We start from the raw sequence: 23,730 nt of genomic DNA, 5'->3' as shown, positions 1-23,730 counted from the left end.
CCCATCGGCACCAGCATCGAGTTCAACTACGCCAGCAACCCGGCCTTCGAAGACCTTGCCAACCTGAGTGGAGCCTACATCCCCTTCCACACCACAGAGGCAGATCGGCTTGCCGCCGGCGACACGCGCCCCTCGCTGGAATCGCTCTACGGCGACCAGGCGGGCTATGTGTCAGCCGTGACGGCCGCGGCCCAGGCGCTGGTGGCCGAACGCTTCCTGCTGCAGCGCGACGCCGACCGAATCATCCAGCAGGCCATCGAAAACCCGATCCTGCCTTGACCCAGGGAGCCAGAACGCGCCCGGCCCGCTCATCGGGCCAGGGCGCTGCATTCCAGAAAGAGGAGACCACTCATGACCCACACACTCCAACCCCGATCGCCTCGACGCCCTTGGCTGGCCTGGCCCCTGCCCATCGTCCTGGCCGCCTGCGGCGGTGGCGGCAGCAGCACGCTCCAGGACCCGGTGGCCACGGCCCGCGCGTGCACGATGGAAGCCTTCGCCGACGTGCAGATGCCCAACGGCAGCATCACCTCGGTCACCCCCGTCCCAGAAGGTACCTACAACCCGCCGGGCACCGGACAGCAACTGGCCGGGTTGCCTGCCTTCTGCCGCATCAACGCCGTGGCGACGCCCACAAGCCAGTCGCTCATTAATTTCGAGGTCTGGATTCCTGAAGGCGAGGCGTGGAACGGCAAGCTCGTGGCCACCGGCAACGGCGGCTACAGCCCGGCGCTGAGCTATGGCGACATGGCCTACGCCATGCGCCAGGGATATGCCGTGCTGGGCGGTGACACCGGCCACCAGACCGAAGACATGCTGTGGGGTGTGACCTATCCCGAGCGCATTGTGGACTGGGGCAGCCGCTCCATCCACGCCATCACCGTGGCGGGCAAGGCCCTAATCGCCGCGAAGCGCGCGCAGCCCGCCAGCCGTGCCTACTACCTGGGCTGCTCCACAGGCGGGCACCAGGGCTTCGCGGAGGCCCAGCGCTATCCCGACGACTTCGACGGCATCATCGCCGGCGCCCCTGGCAACAACCGCACGGCCCTGAACATCGAGTTCCTGTGGCGCTTCCGCTCGGCCCGTGTCACCAACGACAACAGCACGCGCATCCTGAGCAACGCCAAGCTGCAGTTGCTAACTCAGCAAGCAGTGGCCGCCTGCGATGGCCTGGACGGCGTGACCGATGGCGTGATCGACGACCCGCGCGCATGCACCTCGGCGCACTTCGACATCGACGCGCTGCAATGCGCAGGCGGCGACGCGCCGGATTGCCTTACGCCCGAGCAGATCGTGTCGGCCAAGGCCATCTACCAGGGCCCGCGCAACCCGCGCACCCACGCCCAGCTCTATCCGGGCTGGCCGGTGGGCAGCGAGTCGGGTTGGTCCGGCTACATGGGCTCGACCGAACCCGTGCGAGCCGACTTCTGGCGCTACTGGGTGTTTGGCAACCCGCAGTGGAACTGGTGGAGCTTTGACTTCGACCGCGACGTGAGCTATGCCTACGCGAAGATCGCCCCGATGGTGGACCAGACCAGCACCGACCTGTCAGCCTTCAAAGCATCGGGCGGGAAGCTCATTGTCTATCACGGCTGGAACGATCCGGTGGTGAGCGCCTATGACAGCATTCAGTATTACGAAAGCGTGCGCACGGCCCAGGGCTCACAGTCGGCCACCGACGAGTTCTACAGGCTCTTCCTGGTGCCAGGCATGGGCCACTGCAGCGGCGGCACGGGCGCCGTCGAACTGCGCGGCAACGGCACTTCGGTGCCGGTGACTCCGCAACGCGACCTGCTCGCTGCGCTGGACCGCTGGGTGGAGCAAGGTCAGCCTCCCACGGACTTTGTGGCCTCGCGCGTTGCTGGTGGCGCCGTGACGCGCACCCGTCCGCTGTGCGCCTACCCGCAGCGAGCGGTCTACAGCGGCTCGGGCGACACCACCCTGGCGGCCAGCTATCGCTGCGAGTGACCGCCGGTGCAGCCCGCAAAACGACACGTGACGCAGCCCGCATGACCCTAGGGAAAACCAGCAGCCCAAGCCGGGGCGGTTCTCGGGATATTGAAGCCTATGGCAGAGTCCAACCGCCAGGCGTTCAGCTTCCAGGAAAACCGCCATGCGCACCGCCCTTGACCTCTTGACCCAGTACGCCGCCTACCATCGCGACCGCCGCAATATCGCCACCCATTTCGTCGGCGTGCCCCTGATCGTGTTCGCGGTGGGCACGCTGCTGGCACGACCCGGCTTCGAGCTGGCCGGGCTGACCCTCTCGCCGGCCTGGGTGCTGTTCGGCCTGGCGGCCCTGTGGTACCTCAGCCGCCACCTGGTGCTGGGCCTGGCCACCAGCGCGGCTGTGGGGGCCCTGATCTGGCTGGGTCACTGGGCTGCCGATGGCAGCACCGGCGCCTGGCTGGCCATCGGCATCGGCGCCTTCGTGGTGGGCTGGATCATCCAGTTCATCGGCCATTACTACGAAGGGCGCAAGCCGGCCTTCGTGGACGACCTCATCGGCCTGCTGGTGGGGCCGATGTTCGTGGTGGCCGAGGCGATGTTCGCCGCCGGCTGGAACCGCGAGATGCTCGCGCGCATCGAGCAGCAGGCCGGGCCCACCATCGTGCGCGACCTGGCCAACGCCCGGCCGTGAATTTCAGCCGCCCCGCTGGGCGGGTGCAGTCCACGGTTGCGGCGGCGGTGGCGCCAGTTCGGGCTCGGCAATGAAGCGCTCGCGCCCGCTGTAGAGCAGAAAGTGGCGCTGTGTGCAGCGCGCGAACAGTGCCATGCCCAGTTGGACGGCCAGACGGTGCCCCATCTCGGTGATCCCCGAGCGCGACACCACGATGGCCACGCCCATCTGTGCGGCCTTGATGACCATTTCGCTGGTCAGACGCCCGGTCGTGTAGAGGGTCTTGCCCTGCCCCTCCAGGCCCTGCAGCCACATCCAGCCGGCGATGGCGTCCAGCGCGTTGTGGCGGCCCACGTCCTCGGTGAAAAGCAGGAGTTCGCTGCCGGCGAACAGGGCGCAACCATGCACCGAGCCGGCGCTCTTGTAGATGGTGTCGTGCCGGCGCATCACATCGAGCAGTTCGTACAACGTGCCCTGGGAGATGCGCGTGTCGCCCAACTGGATCCGGTCGAGCTCGTCCATCAGGCCGCCGAACACCGTGCCTTGGCCGCAGCCCGTGGTGACGATGCGCCGCGCGGTGCGCGCCTCGATGTCGGGCACGCCGCCGCGGGTGGTGATTGCGCAGGCGTTCACCTCCCAGTCCACCTGCACGCTGGCAATGTGCTCGATGCCGGGCACCAGGCGCTGATTCTTCAGGTATCCCAACGCCAGCAACTCCGGGTGCGTGCCCATGGTCATCAACGTGACCAGTTCGCGCCGGTCGAGGTAGAGCGTGAGATCGCGTTCTGCGGGCATCTCCACCTCCCGCGGCTGGCCATGCTCGTCGACGACGGTGACCCGGTGCGTGAAACGGGTGGCCGCCTGGCTGAGTTCTGGGCGCAGGTGAGGGCGGGCGGTCATGGACGAAAGCATAGAAGGAACGCCCGCTGCGGCGTCGCTGCGGGGGCCGCAAGGCGACGCAGACCGGACGCGCATCAGGCCTGGGCAGCGGGCTTGCCAGGGGCTTCGCGGGTGCCGGAACGCTGAGCCGGGATCTTGCCCGCCTTGATGTCGCGATACCACAGCTCGTGGTGCTCCTTGGCCCAGGCCTCGTCGACATAGCCGGTCTTCATGGCCTGGTAAGCCCCCTTCATCCCCAACGTGCCCATGTAGATGTGTCCAAGGAAAGCCGCCATCATCAGCACCGCGGCACTGGCGTGGATCATGTGGGCGATCTGCATCTCGCCGCGGGTGTACAGCAGCCCCGGCACGAGCTTGTCGAGCACCAGCCCGGAGGCCACGACGATCAGGCCCAGCAGGAACACCCCGCCCCAGAAGAGAAGCTTCTCGCCGGCATTGAAGCGGTGCGAGGGCACGTGGGCGCCGCTGAACAGGCCGCCGCCCTTGGCCAGCCAGACGAGATCGTCCTTGCTGGGCAGGTTGTCCTTGACGAAGGTGAGGATGACCACGAGCAGCGACACGGCAAACAGCGGCCCGGCGAAATTGTGGATGTTCTTCATTGCATAGGCGAGCCAGCCGAACAGCGTGCCGCCCAGGATGGGCAGCAGGAAGAACTTGCCGAAGGCCATCACGATGCCCGACACCGCCAGCGCGACGAAGGCGGCGGCGTTGGCCCAGTGAGCCGCACGCTCGAAATAGGTGAAGCGCTCGATCCGGCGGCCGGTCTCGGCTTCGCGCAGCCCGATGCTGCCCTTGGTGAAGTAGAACAGCGCGATGGCCAGCAACACGATGAGCAAGAGCGAGCCGCCGTAGGGCAGGATCCAGTTGTTGCGCACCTGCCGCCAAGCCTCGCCGGCGGTGGTGTACATCGACCCGGGATACTGCACGAACGACTGGATCAGCACGCCCTTTTCCACGCCGGGCAGGCTGGTGTAGCCGCTTTGCTGGCCCGACTCGCGCACCGCGCGCCAGAACGGCGCGTTGTTGCCGGGCTGCGAGACCGCACGTTGCGCGTTGGTGTCTTCGGGCTTGGGGTCGGCCGGGGCGACGAAGCCCTCGGGAGCGCCGCTGCCGGTCGCCGGCGCAGCCCCCTGGGCAAAGACGCCCGGCGACAAAGCCAGCATGGCGGCAATCGTCAGGCCCTGGAGGATGCGGAACATGGCGTCTCCTCGATTGCGTGCACTCGGCCCGCTAGTTGATGCGCGAGTACTCGTTCTGCCCGGCCGCACGGCGGCGCATCTGCTCCTGCCAGGCCATCTGGTCACCGGGCTTCCAGTCCGGGGCGACATAGGGGTTGGTCGCCCCCTGCCAGGCCGGGGTGTCGCCGCGTTTGTAGGGCGCCTTGGCGGTCTGGCCGGTCTCGCTGCAGGCGGCCAGCCCCACGGCCAGCAACAGGCCCAGCGCGGTGAGGTGTGGCCGGCTCATGACTTGGTTCCTTCCTTGGCGGGCGACTGGCCGCTCTGCGTGGGACGGCCGTAGGCCGTGCCCCAGCCCCAGACCTCGCTGCCCTTGCCGCGGTGCAGCACCCGGGTGCGGAAGATGTCGGCCACCACATCGCCGTCACCGCCCAGCAAGGCCTTGGTCGAGCACATCTCGGCGCAAGCCGGCAGCTTGCCTTCGGCCAGGCGGTTGCGGCCGTACTTCTCGTACTCGGCCGCACTGCCGCTGGCCTCGGGGCCGCCGGCGCAGAAAGTGCACTTGTCCATCTTGCCGCGCAGACCGAAGGTGCCGTTGGCGGGGAACTGCGGGGCCCCGAAGGGGCAGGCGTACGAGCAGTAGCCGCAGCCGATGCAGATGTCCTTGTCGTGCAGCACCACACCTTCGTCGGTGCGGTAGAAACAGTCGACCGGGCACACCGCCATGCAGGGGGCGTCGCTGCAATGCATGCAGGCCACCGAGATGCTGCGCTCGCCGGGCAGGCCGTCGTTCATCGTGACCACGCGGCGGCGGTTCACGCCCCAGGGCACGTCATGCTCGGCCTTGCAGGCGGTGACGCAGCCGTTGCACTCGATGCAGCGCTCGGCATCGCAGATAAACTTCATTCGAGCCATGGGGTTCTCCTGTCAGCCGGCCGTCACTCAGGCGCTCGCCCGTTCGATCTGGCAGACCGTGGTCTTGGTCTCCTGCATCATCGTCACGCTGTCGTAGCCGTAAGTCGTGGCCGTGTTGACGGCCTCGCCCCGCACGACCGGTGCCGCACCCTCGGGGTAGTAGCGCAGCAGGTCCTGGCCCTGCCAGTGCCCTGAGAAGTGGAAGGGCAGGAAGACCGTGTTGCGGTCGACCCGCTCGGTGACCAGCGCCTTGACCCGCAGCCGTGCGCCGGTGGGGGTGGACACCCACACCATTTCGCCCGGACGGATGCCGCGGTCGTTGGCCGTGGCCGGGTTGATCTCCACGAACATGTCCTGCTGCAGCTCGGCCAGCCAGGGGTTGGAGCGGGTCTCCTCGCCGCCGCCCTCGTACTCGACCAGGCGGCCCGAGGTCATCACCAGCGGGAAGCGCTGGCCGATGTCCTTGTTCTGGTCCTGCAGGGTCTTGAACAGCGTGGGCAGGCGCCAGAAGGTCTTGTCGGCATGGGTGGGGTACTTCTCGACGAGGTCGGGCCGTGTCGAGTAGATCGGCTCGCGGTGCTGCGGGATGCCATCGGGGAAGTTCCAGACGATGGCCCGGGCACGGGCATTGCCGAAGGGATGGCAGCCATGGTTCTTCATCACCACGCGGATGATCCCGCCTGACAGATCGGTCTTCCAGTTCTTGCCTTCGGCCGCCTGCTGCTCCTCGGGGGTGAGTTCGCCCCACCAACCCAGCTTCTTGAGCAGCACGTCGTCGAACTCGGGATAGCCGGTGGTGATGTCGGCGCCCAACGAATGGGAGCCATCGCCCGCCAGCAGCGACACGCCGTCGCGCTCGACACCGAAGTTGGCGCGGAAGTTGCCCCCGCCGTCCATCACGTGCTTGGAAGTGTCGTAGAGGTTCGGCGAGCCGGGGTGCTTGAGTTCGGGCGTGCCATAGCAGGGCCAGGGCAGGCCGAAGTAGTCGCCGTCGAGCACGTAGCCGGTTTCTTTGTCGACCCCGCCCTTGGCCCTGAGCGTCTTCACGTCGAAGACATTCATGTTGCGCATGTGGGCCTTCAGACGCTCGGGGCTCTGGCCGGTGTAGCCGATGGTCCACACGCCGCGGTTGATCTCGCGCAGGATGGACTCGGGTTCAGGCTCCATCATGCCGCCCTTGCCTGCGACCATCTTGTAGTTCTTGACCAGCTCCTTGCCAAAGCCGAGCTTCTCGGCCAGCTGGTACATGATCATGTGGTCGGTGCGCGATTCCCACAGCGGCTCGATGACCTTCTCGCGCCACTGGATGGAGCGGTTGGAGGCCGTGCACGAGCCCGAGGTCTCGAACTGCGTCGTGGCTGGCAGCAGGTAGACGGCCCGGTTGGGGTTCAGATCCTCCGGCTTGCCGGGCATGGCGGCCATCGCGGCCGTGGCCGAGGGGAAAGGATCGATCACGACCAGCAGGTCGAGCTTGTCCATCGCCCGCTTCATCTCCAGCCCGCGGGACTGGGAGTTTGGCGCGTGGCCCCAGAAGAAGAGGGCTTTGAGGTTGCCGGCTTGTTCGATCAACTCGGGCTTTTCCAGGACGCCATCGATCCAGCGCGACACCGTCATGCCCGACTTGGTCATCATGTTGGGCGCGTAGCGGGACTTCAACCATTCGTAGTCGAGGCCCCAGACCTTGGCGAAATGCTTCCAGGAGCCCTCGGCCAGGCCGTAGTAGCCAGGCAGCGAGTCGGGGTTGGGCCCGACGTCGGTGGCACCTTGCACGTTGTCGTGGCCGCGGAAGATGTTCGCGCCGCCGCCGGACACCCCGATGTTGCCCAAGGCGAGCTGCAGGATGCACGAAGCGCGCACCATCGCGTTGCCGATGGAGTGCTGCGTCTGGCCCATGCACCACACGATGGTCGAGGGCCGGTTCTCGGCCATGGTCTTGGCCACCTGGAAGACCTCGGCCTCGGGCACGCCGCAGACCTCCTCGACCTTGTCTGGCGTCCACTTCGTCATCACCTCCTCGCGCACCTTGTCCATGCCATAGACGCGGTCGGCGATGTACTTCTTGTCCTCCCAGCCGTTCTGGAAGACGTGGTAGAGCACGCCGAAGAGGAAGGCGATGTCCGTGCCGGAGCGGATGCGCACGTACTGGTCGGCCTTGGCCGCAGTGCGTGTGAAGCGCGGGTCGACCACGATCATCTTGCAGCCGTTCTCCTTGGCATGCAGCATGTGCAGCATCGACACCGGATGCGCCTCGGCAGCGTTGGAGCCGATGTACAGCGCCGCCTTGGCGTTTTGCATGTCGTTGTAGGAGTTGGTCATCGCGCCATAGCCCCACGTGTTGGCCACGCCGGCCACGGTGGTGGAATGGCAGATGCGCGCCTGGTGGTCGCAGTTGTTGCTGCCCCACAGGCTCATCCACTTGCGCAGCAGGTAGGCCTGCTCGTTGTTGTGCTTGCTCGAGCCCACCACGAAGAGCGAGTCGGGCGTGCTGCTCTCGCGCAGCTGCAGCAGCTTGGCCGAGATCTCGTCGAGAGCCTGATCCCAGCTGATGCGCTGGTACTTGCCGTTGACCAGCTTCATCGGGTACTTGAGGCGGTATTCGCCATGACCGTGCTCACGCACGGCGGCCCCCTTCGCACAGTGCGCGCCCAGGTTGATGGGCGAGTCGAACACCGGTTCCTGGCGCACCCACACACCGTTTTCCACCACTGCGTCGATGGCGCAGCCCACCGAGCAGTGGCCGCACACGGTGCGCCGGACCTCGACCTTGCCCGTCGGTGCCCCCGTGGCTTTGGCCGGATCGGCAGCCTGGGCCTTCTTCACCAAGGTGAGCTGCGAGGCGGCCAGTCCCACGCCCAGCCCAAGGCCGGAGCGGCGCAGGAAGGCGCGGCGATCCATCGTCGGCACGGCACGGGCCACGCCGCGGGCTAGGCTGGCCACGAGCGAGGACGAGCCGCGGACGGCCGGCGTGGCGCTGGAGGATTTGCGGGTGAGCAACATGGTGGCTCCTGACACAACGACTGGAGGCGGCACCGAGACGGATGACGGGGCGCAGGCCGCAGCCGGCCCCGCACCGCTCAGACGCGGGCGGTCTGGTAGTAGCGCTGGATGTGTTCCGTCAGCCGGTAGCCCGCACGCTTGTCGGGCTGGGGCTCGCTCTGGGCCCCCGCAGGCGGGTCCTCGCGCACGGGGATGACGGAAGCCACCGCGGCCACCGCGGCGATCGAGCCGGCCCCTGCAAACAAGCGGCGGCGGCTCACGGGTGCTTGAGACGCTTTCATCGTGGTCTCCTGTCGGCGACCGGCTCGGCCCCAGGATGGGGCTCGGCGGTCTTGTGCAATATGCACCCTATGTTATTCCTCTCACCCCCCATGTAATGCGGGTTTGCGAGCATACGGGCCGCTTTTCGCACCGATTCGGCCTGGCCAGACGCGGAGCGGTGCGCTCATCGTGCATGCGGCAGCGCAGCACTTGCAAACGGCTGAAAGCGCTGTCGTTGGACAGTTCGTTCAGAACGTGCCCGGATAGGCGCCACCATCGAGCAACCAGTTCTGCCCCGTGATGTAGCCGGCCTGCTGGCTGCACAAGAAGGCGCACACCGCCCCGAACTCCTCGGCGGTGCCGAAGCGTCGGGCCGGGATGGCCTGCAGGCGGCGCTGCATCGCCTGGTCGGCGTCGAGGCCGGCCTTGGCCGCACCAGCCGCCAGGGTCTTGCGCAGGCGGTCAGTGTCGAAGGCCCCAGGCAGCAGGTTGTTGATCGTCACGTTGCGTGCCGCGATGGGGCTGCGCGCCAGCCCCGCCACGAAGCCGGTGAGGCCGCTGCGCGCGCCGTTGGACAGCCCCAGCACGTCGATGGGCGCCTTCACCGCCCCCGAGGTGATGTTGACGATGCGCCCGAAGCCGCGCGCGGCCATGCCGTCCACGGTGGCCTTGATCAGCTCGATGGGCGTGAGCATGTTGGCCTCCAGGGCCTGCACCCATTCCTCGCGGCCCCAGTCGCGGAAGTCGCCGGGCGGCGGGCCGCCGGCGTTGTTCACAAGGATGTCCACCTGCGGGCAGGCGGCCAGCGCCGCGGCCCGGCCTTCGGGCGTGGTGATATCGCCGGCCACGGTGCGCACCTCGGCGCGGCCCAACGCGCGCAGTTCGGCCGCCGCCGCCTCCAGGTCGGCCGCGGTGCGCGCGGTCATCACCACGTTCACGCCCTCGGCCACCAACGCCGAGGCACAGCCCTTGCCCAGTCCCTTGCTCGAGGCGCACACCAGGGCCCATTTGCCCGCAATGCCGAGGTCCATCGTCCTATCTCCACTTCGTCAACAACCACACGCCGGCCAGCACCAGCACGGTGCCCGCGGCAATCCAGGGGGTGAAGGGTTCACCCAGCACCAGCACGCCCAAGCCCAGCGTGGACAACGGGCCGATCATGCCGATCTGGGCCGTGGCGGCCGCACCGATGCGTTCGATCGCCATCATCACCATCAGCACGGGCGCCACCGTGCAGGCCGTGGCGTTGAGCACGGCCAGCCAGAGCACCTCGGGCGCCACCACCGCCGCCGACCAGGGGCGCAGCAACGCGAACTGGGCGATGCACAACACGCAGGCCACCATGCTGGCCCAGCCCACCAGCCGCATGGCCCCCAGGCGCTGCACCATCTCGCCGCTGTAGACGAGGTAGACGGCATAGGACACCGCGCTGGCGAACACCAGCAGGCCGCCCAGCAGCACATGGGGCCCTTCGAAGTTCACCTCCTGGCCAAACACCAGCAACACGCCGGCATAGCTCACCGCAATGGCCACGAGCTGGCGCGCACGCACCGGCTTCTTGAACAACACCACTCCCAAAGCCAGCACCAGCGTGGGGTTGAGGTAGAGGATCAGGCGCTCCAGGCTGGCGCTGATGTACTGCAGGCCCAGGAAGTCGAGGAAGCTGGCCAGGTAGTAGCCGCAAAAGCCCAGGCCCCCGATGCCCAGCCAATCACGCCGGGTGAAGGCCGGCTTGCCGCGCCCCGACCACCAGGCCAGCAGCGCAAACAGCGGCAGCGCAAAGAGCATGCGGTACATGATGAGCGTCACCGCATCGACGCCATAGCGGTAGGACAGCTTGACGATGATGGCCTTGCCCGAGAAGGCCACCGCGCCGCCGGCGGCCAGCAGCAAACCCGCGGCCATCGGCGAGCGCCCCGCGGTGTCGTGGGCCGCTGTGCTCAAAACCCGACCGCCTGGCCGTCGCGCCGGGGATCGCTGGCGGCCACATAGCCCTGGACCGCCGGATCACCCAGGCGCCAGATGAACTGGCCCGCACCGAAGTCTTGGTAGGGGTCCTGCAGCACCTCGATGCGGTGGCCCAGCGCCTGCAGGCCCTGCACCACGGCCGGGTCCATCGTGGACTCGACATTGATCGACAGGCCCTCGTTGTAGCGCCAGCGCGGCGCGTCGCAGGCCGCCTGGGGGTTCTGTCCATAGTCGAGCATGCGCACGAGGGTCTGCACATGGCCTTGGGGCTGCATGTTGGCGCCCATCACGCCAAAGCTCATGATCGGCTCGCCCTCGCGCGTGAGGAAGCCGGGAATGATGGTGTGGAAGGGCCGCTTGCCGGGCGCCACCACGTTGGGGCTGCCGGCCTGCAACGAAAAGCCGTGGCCGCGGTTTTGCAGCGAGATGCCCCAGCCCGGCACCACCACACCCGAGCCGAAGCCCATGTAGTTGCTCTGGATCCAGCTCACCATCAGGCCCTGCTCGTCGGCGGCGGTGAGGTAGATGGTGCCGCCGGTGGGCGGGTTGCCGGCACCGAAGTCCTGGGCCTGGGCCGGATCGATCAGCCGCGCCCGGCTGGCGAGGTAGTCGTCATCGAGCATCTGCTCGACGGTGACTTCCATATGGTCGCGCTCGGCCACGTAGCGGTAGGTGTCGGCAAAGGCCAGCTTCATCGCCTCGATCTGCAGGTGTTGCGAGGCCGCCGAGTCGCGCGGCAGCGCGGCGATATCGAAATGCGAAAGAATCCCCAGGGCGATCAGCGCGGCGATGCCCTGGCCCGACGGCGGGATTTCGTGCAGCGTGTAGCCGCGGTAGTGGCGTGAGATCGGCTTCACCCACTCGGGCCGCATGGCCGCGAGATCGGCCTCGGTGAGGGCTGCGCCATGCTGACGCGCAAAGCCCGCGATGGCCGCGGCGATCTCGCCGCGGTAGTAGGCTTCGCCGCGCGTATCGGCGATCAGCCGCAGGCTGCGCGCGGCGTCCTTGAACGTGAAATGCTCACCCACCTCGGGCGCGCGGCCGTGGGGCATGAAGGCCTGCGCAAAGCCCGGCTGGCCCTCCAGCTCGGGCACGGCAGCAGCCCACTTGGCGGCCACCACCGGCGGCACGCAGTAGCCGCGCTCGGCATAGTCGATCGCCGGCTCCAGCAGGTCGGCAAAGGGCAGCTTGCCGAAACGCTCGTGCAGGGCCACCCAGCCGGCCACCATGCCGGGCACGGTGACCGAGTCCCAGCCACGCTTGGGCGGGCGCGTGGCCTGCCCTGCGTGGCGTGCCGCGAAGTACTCGCGCGTCCAGGCCGCCGGCGCACGACCGGCCGCGTTCAGGCCGTGCAACTGCCGGCCATCCCAGACGATGGCGAAGGCATCACTGCCCAGACCGTTGCTGACGGGCTCGAGGATCGTCATCGCCGCCGCCGCGGCAATGGTGGCATCCACCGCATTGCCGCCCTTCCAGAGCATGCGCAGGCCCGCGCTGGCCGCTGCCGGATGGGAAGTGGCCACCAGGTTGCGGGCGAAGACGGGCAGGCGCAGCGAGGGGTACGGCGTGTCGTAGAGGAAAGGTTTCATGGCAGGCCTCGGCCGAATCATCGGATGATTATGCGCGGCCTGGCGCCGCCCTGCAGCACCGGGTCTATTGCGCCGCGCGCTGGGCCGCCGCGTGCAGGCGACGCAGCCCCACCCAGACGGTGGCTGCGATCAGCGGAATGGCCGCGGCGACGACGATGTCGACGCTGAGCGGCAGGCCCGCATCCTTGGCCCCTTTGGCAAGATAGCCGACCAGGCCGGCGCCGTAGTACGTGATCGCCGCAATCGACAAGCCTTCGACAGCCGTCTGCAGCATCAGTTGGGCTTTCTGGCGGCGGTTCATCGCATCCAGCAGGGCCTGGCTGCTTTGCTGCTGCTCGATCTCCACGCGCGTGCGCAGCAGGTTGCTGGTGCGCGAGATGCGTTCGGACAACTGCTGCTGGCGCCGCGCCGCCCAGGCACAGGTCTGCATCGCCGGCCCCAGTCGCCGGTCCATGAACTCGCCCATAGTTTGCAATCCGGCCAGGCGGTGCTCGGCCAGCTCGTCGATGCGCCGCTGCACCAGCTCGAAGTAGGCGCCGCTGGCCGAGAATCGGGCGTGGGTGCTGGCGTACAGGCTCTCCACCCGGCCGGCCAGGTGGGTGAGCTGGCGCAGCAGCTCAGGCTCGTGCGAGCGCTCGGCGCTGCGGATCTGGTCGGCGATCCGTGCCAGCTCGCGCTCGGCATCGGCCAGGGTGGCGGCGACCTGGCGCGCCGCCGGCAGGCCCAGCAAAGCCATCATCCGGTAGGTCTCCACCTCCAGCAGGCGCTGGACAGTGCGGCCCAGACGGCGGGGGTGCATGCTGGCGGCCACCACCACCACACGCGCGAAGCCGTCGGCATGCAGCCGGAAGTCGGTGTAGACCTCGGCCTGTCCGTCCATCACGATGGAGCCGACCAGGCTCTCCTCGGACAGGGCCCCACGCACCAGGGGGTCGGAGCCGTCATCGCGGGTGCGCGTGACCAGCACGTGCATGCCCACCAGCCATTGCCCCGGGATGCCGCGCAGCCAGTCCTGGGGCACCAGGCCGACGGCCGGCTCGTCGAAGCTGGTGGGCCGCTCGGACAGGGCCCTCCAGAAGGTGTAGGTCTGGAACTCGGTGTGCTGCTCCCAGCGCAGGTGCACGCCTCCGATGTCCAGACTCAGGTGGCTGGCGTCCTCGGCCGGCAGCGGCAGGTGGCGCGCGCGCAGCAGCGCGTGCAAGTGCTCGCGCGAGGCCGTCTGCCCCGGCGGTGTGAGCAGCGCCAGGTGCGACAGCGCCAGCGGCGCGCACATCCGCTCGTAGGGGCGCGCATGGACCTCGTTGTGCAGAACCTCCCGCAGCGGATGGGGTGTGAGCATCGGGCTAATCTCCTCCTGGGGGCGCATTATCGCGGCCGCGCAAAGGCGCAAAGGCCGCCCGAAGGCGGCCTTTGCAGCGCGCAGGCAGGCAGCCCCGCGTCAGTCGGCTTCCTGGAAGGCTTCCTCGCGCTTGCGCCGGATCGAGGGCATCAGCACGATCACCACCATCGCCAGGGCCGCCAGCAGCAGGCCGGCCGACAGCGGGCGGGTGACGAAGGCCGTCCAGTCGCCGCGCGACAGCAGCAGGGCGCGGCGCAGGTTCTCCTCCATCATGGGCCCGAGGATGAAGCCCAGCAGCAGCGGGGCCGGCTCGCAGCCCAGCTTGTAGAAGGCATAGCCGATGATGCCGAACAGGGCGCCCATGTAGACGTCGAAGTTGTTGTTGTTCAGCGTGTACAGGCCGATACAGCAGAAGGTCAGGATCGCCGGGAACAGGAAGCGGTAAGGCACCGTCAGCAGCTTGATCCAGATGCCGATCAGCGGCAGGTTGAGCACCACGAGCATCAGGTTGCCGATCCACATCGAAGCGATCAGGCCCCAGAACAGCGCCGGGTCGCTGGTCATGACCTGCGGGCCGGGCTGGATGCCCTTGATCGTCATCGCGCCCACCATCAGCGCCATCACGACGTTGGACGGGATGCCCAGCGTGAGCATGGGAATGAAGGAGGTCTGGGCGCCGGCATTGTTCGCCGCCTCGGGGCCGGCCACGCCCTGAATGGCCCCCTTGCCGAACTGGCTGGGATCCTTGGCGAGCTTCTTCTCCAGCGTGTAGGAGGCAAACGAGGACAGCAGCGCGCCGCCGCCGGGCAGGATGCCCAGGATGGAGCCGAGCGCCGTGCCGCGCAGCACCGCCGGGGCGGCTTCCTTGAAGTCCTTCTTGCTGGGCCACAGGCCCCGCACGTCGCGGGTGAAGACCTCGCGGGTGTGCGACGGGACCGAGAGGTTGGCGATGATCTCACCGAAGCCGAAGATGCCCATCGCGATGACGACGAAGTTGATGCCGTCGGACAGTTCGGGAATGTCGAACGAGTAGCGCGGCACGCCGGAGATCACGTCGGTGTTGATCTGCCCGATCAGCAAACCCAGCAGGATCATCGCGATGGCCTTGATGAGCGAGCCCGAGGCCAGCACCACCGAGCCGATCAGGCCCAGCACCATCAGCGAGAAGTATTCGGCCGGGCCGAACTTGAAGGCCAGCTCGGTCAGCGGCGGCGCAAAGCCAGCGATGATGAGCGTAGCCACCGAGCCGGCAAAGAAAGAGCCCAGCGCAGCCGTGGCCAAGGCCGCGCCAGCACGCCCCTGGCGGGCCATTTGATAGCCGTCCAAGGCGGTCACGACCGAGGATGATTCGCCCGGCACGTTGATGAGGATGGCGGTGGTCGAGCCGCCGTATTGCGAACCGTAGTAGATGCCCGCCAGCATGATCAGCGCCGGCGTGGCGTCCAGCGCGTAGATGGAGGGCAGCAGCATCGCGATGCTGGCCGCCGGGCCGAGACCGGGCAACACGCCCACCAGGGTGCCGAACAGGGCCCCGATGAAGGCATAACCCAGGTTTTGAAGCGACAGCGCAGTCTCAAAACCCAGCGCGAGATTGGCAAGCAAATCCATGAGGGGTCTCCTTGGGCGTTCGACTTACTGGGAAAGCCAAGCCGGCCACAAGGGGATGACCAGATTGAGCGCCCAAGAGAACACGAACCATGACAGGGCCGTGAGCACGACCACGGCGATGATGGCATCTCGCCAATTGAATTCGTCGCCGGCGAGGCTGGCCACGATGATCAGCAGCGGCAGCGAGATCAGCAGACCCAGGCGGGGCAGCGTAGCGCCGAACAGCACCACCGATCCGACGATGATGAACAAGGGTTTCCACCCAATGTGGCCGATGGGCTCGCCGTCCTCGGTCTCGATGGTCAGCGCGCTGAACGTGACCAGGGCGCCCAGGATGGCCAGCAAGATGCCCAGACCGAAGGGGAAATACCCCGGGCCGGGGCGCGCGGAATTGCCGAAGCTGTATTCGGTGGCACCCCAGGCGAACGCGATGCCCACGACGATGAACATCAGTCCGGACGCGAAGTCCTTCTGACTCTTGATCTTCACGATCGCTCCTCAGACGGTTATGGTGGTATTGGCAGAACTGCCCACGATAGAACTGCCGGCGATTCTAGGGAGCGGCCCGCAAACCGTTCCTGTGGAATACACGTAGCGGCAGGAGGCCTGCCGGCCGAGCCGGACGCCGTGAAGCAGGCGGCTCGGGGCTGCGCGATCGGTGCCTTGCGTCTCAGGCTTCCCAGGCCGGGGTGGCGCGCAGCACCTCGTCCAGCGTGGTCAGGCCCTCGGCCACCTTCATCGCGCCGGCCAGACGCAGCGGGCGCATGCCATCCTGAGTGGCCTGCTGTCGCAGGCGCGACAGGTCCGGCGTCTGGGTGAGGTGGGGCTTGAGGGCCTCGGTGACGGTGAGCAGCTCGTACAGGCCCGCGCGCCCCTGGAAGCCGGTCATGCGGCACTCGATGCAGCCCACCGGCCGGTAGGGGCGGAAGGCCCCGCTCATGCGCCAGGGGGCGATGGCCGCGGCCAGGGTGTCGCGGCTGAAGTCCTCGTCGGGCTGCTTGCAGTGCGGGCACAGGGTGCGCACCAGACGCTGGGCCAGCACGCCCAGCACGGTGGCGCTGATCAGGTAGGACGGCACGCCCAGGTCGAGCAGCCGGGTGATGGCCGAGGCCGCGTCGTTGGTGTGCAGCGTGGTGAACACCAGGTGCCCGGTGAGCGCCGCCTGGATCGCCATCTCGGCGGTTTCGAGGTCGCGCACCTCGCCCACCATGATGATGTCCGGATCCTGGCGCATCAGCGCGCGCAGCCCGCTGGCAAAGTTGAGGTCGAGCTGGGGCTGCACCTGGGTCTGGTTGAAGGCCGGCTCGATCATCTCGATCGGGTCCTCGATCGTGCAGACGTTCACCTCGTCGGTGGCCAGGCGCTTGAGCGTGGCGTACAGCGTGGTGGTCTTGCCCGAACCGGTGGGGCCGGTCACCAGGATCACGCCGTGCGGCCGCGTGACGAGCTGCTCCCAGCGCTGCGCGTCGTGGCTGGAAAAGCCCAGGGCATCGAGGCTCTTGACCGTGGTGTCCGGGTCGAAGATGCGCATCACCAGCTTTTCGCCGAAGGCCGTGGGCAGGGTGGACAGCCGCATCTCGACCTCGTCGCCGCGCGGGTTGCGCGTTTTGATCCGGCCGTCGAGCGGGCGGCGCTTTTCCACCACGTCCATGCGGCCCAGCAGCTTGATGCGACTGGTCATCGCGGCCATCACGGTCAGCGGCAACTGGTAGACGGTGTGCATCACTCCGTCGATGCGAAACCGCACCGCACCGATGTCGCGGCGGGGCTCGAGATGGATGTCCGAGGCGCGCTGGTCGAAGGCGTACTGCCACAACCAGTCGACCACCTGCACGATGCCCTGGTCGTTGGCGTCGAGGTGCTTGGCCTTGCCGAGTTCGACGAGCTGCTCGAAGTTGGCCGGGCCGCTGACCTGGCCGTTCTTTGCCGCGGCTTTGACCGACTTGGCCAAGGTGTAGAACTCGGTGGTATAGCGCGCCAGCTCGTTCGGGCTGGACACCACCAGCCGGATCTTCTTGCGCGTGTGCGCCTCGATCTCGGCCACCCAGTCGGTATCGAAGGGCTCGCAGGTGGCCATCGTGATCTCGGCCAGGCCCACCTGCACCGGCAGGCAGCGGCGCCGCTCGGCGTAGTTGATCGACATCACATCGGCCACACGGCCCACATCGACCTTGAGCGGGTCGATGCGCAGGTAGTCCAGCCCCGCGCGACCGGCGAGCCATTCGGTGAGGGTCTCGGTGTCCAGCGGCTTGCCGGTGCCGGCATGCACCAGGCCCACGCTGGCCAGGCGCACCAGCGGGTGCTGGGCACTGGCGCCGGCGGCCAGGCGCTGCTGGGTGCGCTGGGCGTCGCCGGGGGTGATCACACCGTCCTCGCGCAACCAGTCCACCAGCACCTGCCAGTCCAGGCGGCCCTTGCGATGGGCCTTGCGATGCATTTTGGCGTGGACGGAGTCGGGTTTGGCGGTCATGACGGGTGCACGGGTTTCATCATGCGCGGCCATTTGCGAGCCGGCAGGCCGAAACGAGTTTCGACGGTTTCGGCTCGCTCGGCAAGCACGGCCCGGGTCACGGGCGGCACGCCACGGCAGGCCAGCACGATGGTGTTGCCTTCGCGCGTCGGCCGCAGGCTCCAAAGGGTTTCACCGGCAAAGGCTGCGGCGATGTGCGCCAGGCTGCGCTCGAAGCTGGCATGGCGGCCGAAGAGGTTGACACTCATGACACCGCCTGGCGCCAGCAGGCGGTGGCAGGCCCGGTAGAACGCCTCGTCGTCGAGCACCGGGCTGGCGGCTTCGTGGTCGTACAGGTCCACACACAGCGCATCGGCCGTGCCCGCATGGGCCGGGTCGCCCACGTAGGCGGCGGCATCAGCCTCGATCACGCGCAGCCGCTCGTCGTCGGGCGGCAGGCGGAACCACTGGCGGCACACGGCGATGACCTCGGGGTTCAGCTCCACCGCGGTGGTGCGCCAGCGCAGCTTCCTGTGACAGAACTTGGTGATCGCCGCCGCGCCCAGGCCCAGTTGCACGGCGTGGCCCTCGCCCAGGGCATCGGTGGGGCGCAGCAGCATCCAGGCCATCATGCGCTGCACGTAGGCCAGCTCGATGTCGTTGGGCTTCTTCACCCGCATGGCCCCCTGGACCCAGGGCGTGTCCAGGTGCAGATAGCGCACGCCGTCGGATTCGGACAGCGTGACGCTCGGATGATGCAGGGCGCCTTTGCGCTGCTTGGTGGAGCTCATGCCAGTTCGTGCAGTTCGAAAACGGCCCGCCAGGCCACCAGCTTGCGCTCGAAGCTCCACGTGGCGTTGGCCGGGCTGGTGGAAGGCAGGCGGTGCACCGCCAAGCCCAGGTGGCGCGTGATGCGCATCGCCCGGGCGGACTCGCCGCCGTTGTGGGCCAGCGCCTGCAGGCCCGGGGCCCATTCACGCAGGCGCGCCAGCGGGTTGAGTTCAGCCTCCTCGATGGCGCTGTCCAAGCTGCCCTCGCGCCGGCAGCTCGCATACACGTCCCACAGGCCCAGCCCCCGCTCGCGCACCACGTCCAGCCGCTGCGCATAGGGCAGGGCCCGCAGGTCCACCCCCCACAGGGCCGACAGCAGGGGCCAGAAATGATTCCGCGGATGCGCGTAGTACTGCTGCTCGCGCAACGAGGCCACGCCGGGAAAACTGCCCAACACCACGAGGCGGGTATGGGGCACCACCACCGGCGCCAGGCCCTGCAGGCGATCGGGAGCCTTCATGCCCACGCCAACCCCAGCACCTCGCGCGCATTGGCCGAGGTGGCTGCAGCCACCGCCTCCGGGCTCAGGCCGCGCAACTCGGCCAGCACCTGGGCGATGCGCGGCAGCTCGGCCGGCTCGTTGCGGCTGGTCTGGCCCGCGGCGCGCTGCTCAGCGGTGCGGTAGAGCCACTGCGGCGGGATGTCGGGCGCATCGGTCTCCACCACCAGCGCTTGCAGCGGCAGCTCACGGGCCAGGGTGCGGATCTGCAGCGCACGCTCGAACGTCATCGCACCGCCGAAGCCCAACTTGAAACCCAGGTCGATGAAGGCCCGTGCCTGCTGGACACTGCCGTTGAAAGCATGGGCGATGCCCCCCTTGACGCGCACTCGCCGCAGGTGCTTGAGCAGGGCATCGGCCGAGCGGCGCACATGCAGGATCACCGGCAGCTCGAACTCGCGGGCCAGTTGAAGCTGGGCCACGTAATAGCGCTCCTGCACGGCGCGGTCCAGGCCCGGCACGAAGTGGTCCAGGCCGATCTCGCCCACGGCCACCAGACGGGCGTCGCCGCGATGACGCTGCAGCGCGGCGCGCAGCGTGTCCAGCGCATCGGGTGGCTCCGCGTGCACATACAGAGGATGCAGGCCCAGCGCATAGACGCAGCCGTGACGATGGGCCAGGTCGCGCACAGCCTCGAGGTTGGTAGTGCTCACGGCCGGCAGGACCATGCCGCCCACGCCTTGCGAGCGCGCACGCGCGACCACTGCCTCGCGGTCGCCGTCGAATTCGGCCGCATCGAGGTGGCAGTGGGTGTCGATCCACATGGTGCGTCTTCGTTCAGACGAGCACGCCCGCCTTCAGCCTGAGCCGCCGGTCGCAGCGCGCAGCCAGCTCCTCGTCGTGGGTGACCACGACGAAGGCCGTGCCCTGGTCGCGCGCCAGCGAGAGCATCAGCTCGAAGATGGTGTTGGCCGTCTCGCGGTCCAGGTTGCCGGTGGGCTCGTCGGCCAGCACGCACGCCGGTTGCGTCACCAGGGCCCGGGCGATGGCCACGCGCTGGCGCTCGCCACCGGACAGTTCGGCCGGGCGATGCTGCGTGCGCTCGCGCAGACCCACGCGCGAGAGCATCGCCAGGGCCTGTTCGTGCGCAGGTGCCACCGGCATGCGCCGGATGCGCAGCGGCATGGCCACATTGTCCAGCGCCGTGAACTCGGGCAGCAAGTGGTGAAACTGATAGACGAAGCCCAGATGCCGGTTACGCCACTGCCCCTGGGCAGACGGCCCCAGGCTGGCGAAATCCCGCCCCTGCAACACCACGCGCCCCTGCGTGGGCGCATCCAGACCGCCCAGCAGATGCAGCAGCGTGCTCTTGCCCGAGCCCGAGGCGCCGACGATGGCCAGCGTCTCGCCCGGGCGCACCTGCAGGCTCACGCCGCGCAGCACGTGCACGTCCAGCGGGCCTTCGTGGAAGCGCTTGTGCAGGCCTTCGGCGCTCAGCACGAACTCACTCATAGCGCAGCGCCTCCGCCGGCTGCACACGGCTGGCGCGCCAGCTCGGATACAGCGTGGCCACGAAAGCCAGCACGAGCGAGATCACACCGATGGGCACGATGTCGGCCATCTGTGGGTCGCTGGGCATGCGGCTGATGAGGTAGATGCTGCCGGGCAGGAAGCTCGCGTTGAACAGCCGCTCGATGGCCGGCACGATCACGTCGATGTTGAACGCCACCAGCAGCCCCAGCAGCAGGCCGCCCAGGGTGCCGATGATGCCGCTGGCCGCCCCCTGCACCATGAAGATGCCCATGATAGAGCGCGGCGTGGCGCCCAGGGTGCGCAAGATGGCGATGTCGGCCCGTTTGTCGGTGACCGTCATCACCAGCATCGACACCAGATTGAAGGCCGCCACCGCCACGATCAGCGTGAGGATGATGAACATCATGCGTTTTTCGAGCTGCACGGCATCGAACCAGTTGCGGTTGGTGCGTGTCCAGTCGCGCAGGTAGAGCTCGCCGCTGAGCTGCTGGGCCAGCTCCTGCGCCACCTGCCGGGCGCGGTGCAGGTCGGCCAGGCGCAACTGCACGCCCGTGGGCCCGGCCACGCGGAAGAGCCGGGCCGCATCGTCCAGGTGCATCAGCACCAGGCCGCTGTCGTATTCATAGTGGCCGGCCTCGAAGGTGCCCACCACCGTCATCTGCTTCAGGCGCGGCACCACGCCGGCCGGCGTCACCTGCCCGCTGGGCGAGACGATGGTGACGCGGTCGCCCTCGCGAACGCCGAGCTGGCGAGCCAGCTCGGCCCCCAGCACCACGCCCCAGCCGTCGGGCTGCAGGCGGGCCAGCACGGTGTCCTTGAGCTGGGCGGCCAGCGGGGTCACGTTGGGCTCGTGCTCGGGCGAGATGCCGCGGATGATCGCGCCGCGCATGTCCTCGCCGCGCGCCACCAGGGCCTGGGCGGCCACATAGGGGGCGGCACCCAGCACCTGCGGGTTCGCCAGGGCCTCGTTGGCCGTCTGTTCCCAGTTGGGCAGGGCCTGGCCGTCGGCCGAGAAGACCTCGATGTGCGAGATCACCGACAGCATGCGGTCGCGCACCTCCTTCTGGAAGCCGTTCATCACCGACAGCACGATGATGAGCGCCGCCACCCCCAGCGCGATGCCCAGCATCGACACGCCGGAGATGAACGAGATGAAACCGTTGCGCCGGGTGGCGCGGCCGGCACGCGTATAGCGCCAGCCGATCTGCAGTTCGTAGGGCCAGTTCATGGGTCGCATGGAGGGGTTCGCCCGCAGGCAGGCGCCCGATGCTACCCGAGCCGGCCAGGGCGCCGATAATGGCGGGCCATGCATGTGCTGATTCCCTATGCCTCGGCGCTGGCCGAGGCGGCCCGCGCGAAGATGCGCGAGCTGTCCCTGCCCCACCTGGGCGGCCTGCTGGCCCACCTCGGGCCGGTCTGGCGCAGCGAGGGCGACGAGTACAGCCTGTCCATGCCGCATGAGCGCGCCCTGGCCCTGGCTTGGGGCTATGCCGGCCCCGACGGCGGCCTGCCCTGGGCGGCTCATGCCGCAGCGTCCGACGGCATCGCCACCGACGACCTGTGCTGGGGCCTGCTCACGCCTGCCCACTGGCATGCCAGTGCCGACGAGGTGACCATGCTGCCGCCCGAGTCGCTGCAGCTCGACGAGGCCGCCTCGCGCGAGGCGCTCGAAGCCGTGCGCGAGCTCTTCGAAGGCGAAGGCTGGGTGCTGGTCTACGGCGCCCCGTTGCGCTGGTATGTCGCCCACGAAAGCCTGGCGGAGCTGCCCACGGCCAGCGTGGACCGGGTGATCGGCCGCAACGTGGACCTGTGGATGCCCGACCACCCCCAAGCCCGCCTGGTGCGCCGGCTGCAGCAGGAAGTGCAGATGCTGCTCTACACCCATCCGCTGAACGAACGCCGCGAGGCTGCCGGCCTGCTGCCCATCAACAGCTTCTGGCTGAGCGGTTGCGGGGTGCGCCAGCAGGCCCGACCCGCCGCCGACCTGATTGTGGACACCCGCCTGCGCGATGCCCTCGTCCAGGGCGACTGGGCCGCCTGGGCGCAGGCCTGGCAGGCCCTGGACGCCGGCCCCCTGCGCGAAGCCTGGCAGCGAGCGCGCGCCGGACAACCCGTGCAACCGACCTTGTGCGGCGAGCGCCACGCGCCGACCTGGGCCCCGGCGGCGCGATCCTGGTGGCAGGTGCTCAGGACACGCTGGGCACCGGCCTCGCCGGCCGACGTGCTGCAGTCCCTGTGAGCCGGAGCCGGTCATGAGAATCATCACGCGCGACGTCCCTCCCCGCACGGCCTGGGCGCTGGAGCAAGCCGGGGTGCACCCCTTGCTAGCCCGCCTGTATGCGGCCCGCGGCATCCGCAGCACCGACGAACTCGACGACTCACTCGCCCGCCTGCTGCCGCCCGAGCAATTAAAAGGTGCCGCCGACGCGGCCACCTGCCTGGCCGAAGCCCTCACGGCCGGCCAGCGCATCTGCGTGGTGGCCGACTACGACTGCGACGGCGCCACCGCCTGCGCCGTGGCCCTGCGCGGCCTGAAGCTGCTGGGCGCGCGGCCCGACACCCTCAGCTATGTGGTGCCCGACCGCGCCGTGCACGGCTACGGCCTCACGCCCGCCATCGTCGACCTGGCGATGGCCCGGCGCCCTGACGTGCTGATCACCGTTGACAACGGCATCGCCAGCCTCGAGGGCGTGGCCCACGCCCGCGCACGAGGCCTGCGCGTGGTAGTGACCGACCATCACCTGCCGGCTCAGGTCCATGGCGAGGTCGTGCTGCCCGATGCCGACGTGATCGTCAACCCCAACCAGCCTGGCTGCCCCTTCGAGAGCAAGCACCTGGCCGGCGTGGGCGTGATGTTCTACGTGCTGCTGGCCCTGCGCGCCGAACTGCGCCGGCGCGGCGCCTTCGAGGCCAATGCCCAGCCCCGCCTGGACAGCCTGCTCGACCTCGTTGCCCTGGGCACCGTGGCCGACGTGGTGAAGCTCGATGCGAACAACCGGCGGCTCGTCGCCCAGGGCCTCAAGCGCATCCGTGCCGGGCGCATGCAGCCCGGCGTGGCCGCGCTCTTTGCCGCCGCCGGCCGCCGCGCCGAACGGGCCGGCGCCTT

23 protein-coding genes are annotated in these 23,730 nt (G+C 68.5%); 5 read left to right on the top strand and 18 right to left on the bottom strand.

Annotated features, from left to right (window positions below):
- From ACK42S_RS05190 to ACK42S_RS05180, 3 genes are all read left to right on the top strand, one after another.
- A partial coding sequence (locus tag ACK42S_RS05190) for an alpha/beta hydrolase domain-containing protein (protein ID WP_409704182.1) occupies positions 1-279 on the top strand: 279 nt, incomplete at its 5' end.
- Positions 280-351: 72 nt separating this feature from the next.
- A complete protein-coding gene (locus ACK42S_RS05185; RefSeq protein WP_409704180.1) occupies positions 352-1,968 on the top strand; it encodes a tannase/feruloyl esterase family alpha/beta hydrolase in 1,617 nt (538 codons plus the stop codon).
- Between the two features lie 145 nt (positions 1,969-2,113).
- A complete protein-coding gene (locus tag ACK42S_RS05180) occupies positions 2,114-2,641 on the top strand; it encodes a DUF962 domain-containing protein (protein WP_409704178.1) in 528 nt (175 codons plus the stop codon).
- Between the two features lie 3 nt (positions 2,642-2,644).
- Here ACK42S_RS05180 and ACK42S_RS05175 read toward each other — a convergent pair whose 3' ends face one another.
- The 18 genes from ACK42S_RS05175 to ACK42S_RS05090 form a co-directional block, all read right to left on the bottom strand.
- Positions 2,645-3,520: a formate dehydrogenase accessory sulfurtransferase FdhD gene (locus tag ACK42S_RS05175; protein WP_409704176.1), complete on the bottom strand. Its 876-nt coding sequence runs from the start codon at positions 3,518-3,520 to the stop codon at positions 2,645-2,647.
- 74 nt (positions 3,521-3,594) lie between these two features.
- Positions 3,595-4,719 carry a formate dehydrogenase subunit gamma gene (locus ACK42S_RS05170; protein WP_409704174.1) on the bottom strand — a complete coding sequence of 375 codons (1,125 nt, stop codon included), beginning with the start codon at positions 4,717-4,719 and terminating at the stop codon, positions 3,595-3,597.
- A gap of 31 nt (positions 4,720-4,750) precedes the next feature.
- Entirely contained in the window at positions 4,751-4,984 is a 234-nt protein-coding gene (locus ACK42S_RS05165; RefSeq protein ID WP_409704172.1) for a hypothetical protein, read from the bottom strand.
- Positions 4,981-5,610: a formate dehydrogenase FDH3 subunit beta gene (gene fdh3B, locus ACK42S_RS05160; protein ID WP_409704170.1), complete on the bottom strand. Its 630-nt coding sequence runs from the start codon at positions 5,608-5,610 to the stop codon at positions 4,981-4,983. The genes ACK42S_RS05165 and fdh3B overlap by 4 nt, the downstream gene beginning before the upstream one ends.
- Positions 5,611-5,637: 27 nt before the next feature.
- On the bottom strand, positions 5,638-8,607 hold the full coding sequence (locus tag ACK42S_RS05155) for a formate dehydrogenase subunit alpha (RefSeq protein WP_409704168.1): 2,970 nt from the start codon (positions 8,605-8,607) through the stop codon (positions 5,638-5,640).
- Between the two features lie 77 nt (positions 8,608-8,684).
- Positions 8,685-8,888, bottom strand: coding sequence for a formate dehydrogenase (locus ACK42S_RS05150; protein ID WP_409704166.1), 204 nt, complete (start codon positions 8,886-8,888; stop codon positions 8,685-8,687).
- Between the two features lie 228 nt (positions 8,889-9,116).
- Entirely contained in the window at positions 9,117-9,899 is a 783-nt protein-coding gene (locus ACK42S_RS05145) for an SDR family oxidoreductase (RefSeq protein WP_409704164.1), read from the bottom strand.
- A gap of 4 nt (positions 9,900-9,903) precedes the next feature.
- The gene (locus tag ACK42S_RS05140; protein ID WP_409704184.1) at positions 9,904-10,773 is read right to left on the bottom strand and encodes a DMT family transporter; all 870 of its coding nucleotides are present in this window, start codon (positions 10,771-10,773) and stop codon (positions 9,904-9,906) included.
- Positions 10,774-10,808: 35 nt separating this feature from the next.
- Positions 10,809-12,425 (bottom strand): gamma-glutamyltransferase family protein, encoded by a 1,617-nt coding sequence (locus ACK42S_RS05135; protein ID WP_409704162.1) that lies wholly within the window; start codon positions 12,423-12,425, stop codon positions 10,809-10,811.
- Between the two features lie 64 nt (positions 12,426-12,489).
- A complete protein-coding gene (locus ACK42S_RS05130; RefSeq protein ID WP_409704160.1) occupies positions 12,490-13,764 on the bottom strand; it encodes a DUF3422 family protein in 1,275 nt (424 codons plus the stop codon).
- A gap of 99 nt (positions 13,765-13,863) precedes the next feature.
- Positions 13,864-15,372, bottom strand: coding sequence for a tripartite tricarboxylate transporter permease (locus ACK42S_RS05125; RefSeq protein WP_409704158.1), 1,509 nt, complete (start codon positions 15,370-15,372; stop codon positions 13,864-13,866).
- 24 nt (positions 15,373-15,396) lie between these two features.
- Positions 15,397-15,861: a tripartite tricarboxylate transporter TctB family protein gene (locus tag ACK42S_RS05120; protein WP_409704156.1), complete on the bottom strand. Its 465-nt coding sequence runs from the start codon at positions 15,859-15,861 to the stop codon at positions 15,397-15,399.
- Positions 15,862-16,042: 181 nt separating this feature from the next.
- Complete coding sequence (locus ACK42S_RS05115) at positions 16,043-17,842, bottom strand: GspE/PulE family protein (protein ID WP_409704154.1); 1,800 nt, start codon at positions 17,840-17,842, stop codon at positions 16,043-16,045.
- Positions 17,839-18,612: a methyltransferase domain-containing protein gene (locus ACK42S_RS05110; RefSeq protein WP_409704152.1), complete on the bottom strand. Its 774-nt coding sequence runs from the start codon at positions 18,610-18,612 to the stop codon at positions 17,839-17,841. The genes ACK42S_RS05115 and ACK42S_RS05110 overlap by 4 nt, the downstream gene beginning before the upstream one ends.
- Complete coding sequence (locus ACK42S_RS05105; protein WP_409704150.1) at positions 18,609-19,112, bottom strand: DNA-deoxyinosine glycosylase; 504 nt, start codon at positions 19,110-19,112, stop codon at positions 18,609-18,611. Before ACK42S_RS05105 ends, ACK42S_RS05110 begins: the two co-directional genes overlap by 4 nt.
- Complete coding sequence (locus ACK42S_RS05100; protein ID WP_409704148.1) at positions 19,109-19,915, bottom strand: TatD family hydrolase; 807 nt, start codon at positions 19,913-19,915, stop codon at positions 19,109-19,111. Before ACK42S_RS05100 ends, ACK42S_RS05105 begins: the two co-directional genes overlap by 4 nt.
- 13 nt (positions 19,916-19,928) lie before the next feature.
- Positions 19,929-20,603: a lipoprotein-releasing ABC transporter ATP-binding protein LolD gene (gene lolD, locus ACK42S_RS05095; protein ID WP_409704146.1), complete on the bottom strand. Its 675-nt coding sequence runs from the start codon at positions 20,601-20,603 to the stop codon at positions 19,929-19,931.
- Positions 20,596-21,852 (bottom strand): lipoprotein-releasing ABC transporter permease subunit, encoded by a 1,257-nt coding sequence (locus tag ACK42S_RS05090; protein WP_409704144.1) that lies wholly within the window; start codon positions 21,850-21,852, stop codon positions 20,596-20,598. Before ACK42S_RS05090 ends, lolD begins: the two co-directional genes overlap by 8 nt.
- Before the next feature lie 78 nt (positions 21,853-21,930).
- On the opposite strand from ACK42S_RS05090, the gene ACK42S_RS05085 reads away from it, so the two are divergent.
- Positions 21,931-22,863: a hypothetical protein gene (locus tag ACK42S_RS05085; RefSeq protein ID WP_409704142.1), complete on the top strand. Its 933-nt coding sequence runs from the start codon at positions 21,931-21,933 to the stop codon at positions 22,861-22,863.
- Positions 22,864-22,876: 13 nt separating this feature from the next.
- The coding region (locus tag ACK42S_RS05080; protein ID WP_409704140.1) for a single-stranded-DNA-specific exonuclease RecJ at positions 22,877-23,730 on the top strand (854 nt) is incomplete at its 3' end.

Source organism: Caldimonas sp., assembly GCF_046289365.1.
In the GTDB taxonomy this organism is placed as follows: domain Bacteria; phylum Pseudomonadota; class Gammaproteobacteria; order Burkholderiales; family Burkholderiaceae_C; genus Caldimonas.
Note: the sequence above shows the minus strand (reverse complement) of the source record. Positions and strands in the feature narration are given on the sequence as shown.

What these genes read in the sequence shown, in the direction of transcription:
- ACK42S_RS05185 (WP_409704180.1), top strand. Translation starts at nt 352, where the DNA reads ATGACCCACACACTCCAACCCCGATCGCCTCGACGCCCTTGGCTGGCC.
- ACK42S_RS05180 (WP_409704178.1), top strand. Translation starts at nt 2,114, where the DNA reads ATGCGCACCGCCCTTGACCTCTTGACCCAGTACGCCGCCTACCATCGC.
- ACK42S_RS05175 (WP_409704176.1), bottom strand. Translation starts at nt 3,520, where the DNA reads ATGACCGCCCGCCCTCACCTGCGCCCAGAACTCAGCCAGGCGGCCACC.
- ACK42S_RS05170 (WP_409704174.1), bottom strand. Translation starts at nt 4,719, where the DNA reads ATGTTCCGCATCCTCCAGGGCCTGACGATTGCCGCCATGCTGGCTTTG.
- ACK42S_RS05165 (WP_409704172.1), bottom strand. Translation starts at nt 4,984, where the DNA reads ATGAGCCGGCCACACCTCACCGCGCTGGGCCTGTTGCTGGCCGTGGGG.
- fdh3B (WP_409704170.1), bottom strand. Translation starts at nt 5,610, where the DNA reads ATGGCTCGAATGAAGTTTATCTGCGATGCCGAGCGCTGCATCGAGTGC.
- ACK42S_RS05155 (WP_409704168.1), bottom strand. Translation starts at nt 8,607, where the DNA reads ATGTTGCTCACCCGCAAATCCTCCAGCGCCACGCCGGCCGTCCGCGGC.
- ACK42S_RS05150 (WP_409704166.1), bottom strand. Translation starts at nt 8,888, where the DNA reads ATGAAAGCGTCTCAAGCACCCGTGAGCCGCCGCCGCTTGTTTGCAGGG.
- ACK42S_RS05145 (WP_409704164.1), bottom strand. Translation starts at nt 9,899, where the DNA reads ATGGACCTCGGCATTGCGGGCAAATGGGCCCTGGTGTGCGCCTCGAGC.
- ACK42S_RS05140 (WP_409704184.1), bottom strand. Translation starts at nt 10,773, where the DNA reads ATGGCCGCGGGTTTGCTGCTGGCCGCCGGCGGCGCGGTGGCCTTCTCG.
- ACK42S_RS05135 (WP_409704162.1), bottom strand. Translation starts at nt 12,425, where the DNA reads ATGAAACCTTTCCTCTACGACACGCCGTACCCCTCGCTGCGCCTGCCC.
- ACK42S_RS05130 (WP_409704160.1), bottom strand. Translation starts at nt 13,764, where the DNA reads ATGCTCACACCCCATCCGCTGCGGGAGGTTCTGCACAACGAGGTCCAT.
- ACK42S_RS05125 (WP_409704158.1), bottom strand. Translation starts at nt 15,372, where the DNA reads ATGGATTTGCTTGCCAATCTCGCGCTGGGTTTTGAGACTGCGCTGTCG.
- ACK42S_RS05115 (WP_409704154.1), bottom strand. Translation starts at nt 17,842, where the DNA reads ATGACCGCCAAACCCGACTCCGTCCACGCCAAAATGCATCGCAAGGCC.
- ACK42S_RS05110 (WP_409704152.1), bottom strand. Translation starts at nt 18,612, where the DNA reads ATGAGCTCCACCAAGCAGCGCAAAGGCGCCCTGCATCATCCGAGCGTC.
- ACK42S_RS05105 (WP_409704150.1), bottom strand. Translation starts at nt 19,112, where the DNA reads ATGAAGGCTCCCGATCGCCTGCAGGGCCTGGCGCCGGTGGTGGTGCCC.
- ACK42S_RS05100 (WP_409704148.1), bottom strand. Translation starts at nt 19,915, where the DNA reads ATGTGGATCGACACCCACTGCCACCTCGATGCGGCCGAATTCGACGGC.
- lolD (WP_409704146.1), bottom strand. Translation starts at nt 20,603, where the DNA reads ATGAGTGAGTTCGTGCTGAGCGCCGAAGGCCTGCACAAGCGCTTCCAC.
- ACK42S_RS05090 (WP_409704144.1), bottom strand. Translation starts at nt 21,852, where the DNA reads ATGAACTGGCCCTACGAACTGCAGATCGGCTGGCGCTATACGCGTGCC.
- ACK42S_RS05085 (WP_409704142.1), top strand. Translation starts at nt 21,931, where the DNA reads ATGCATGTGCTGATTCCCTATGCCTCGGCGCTGGCCGAGGCGGCCCGC.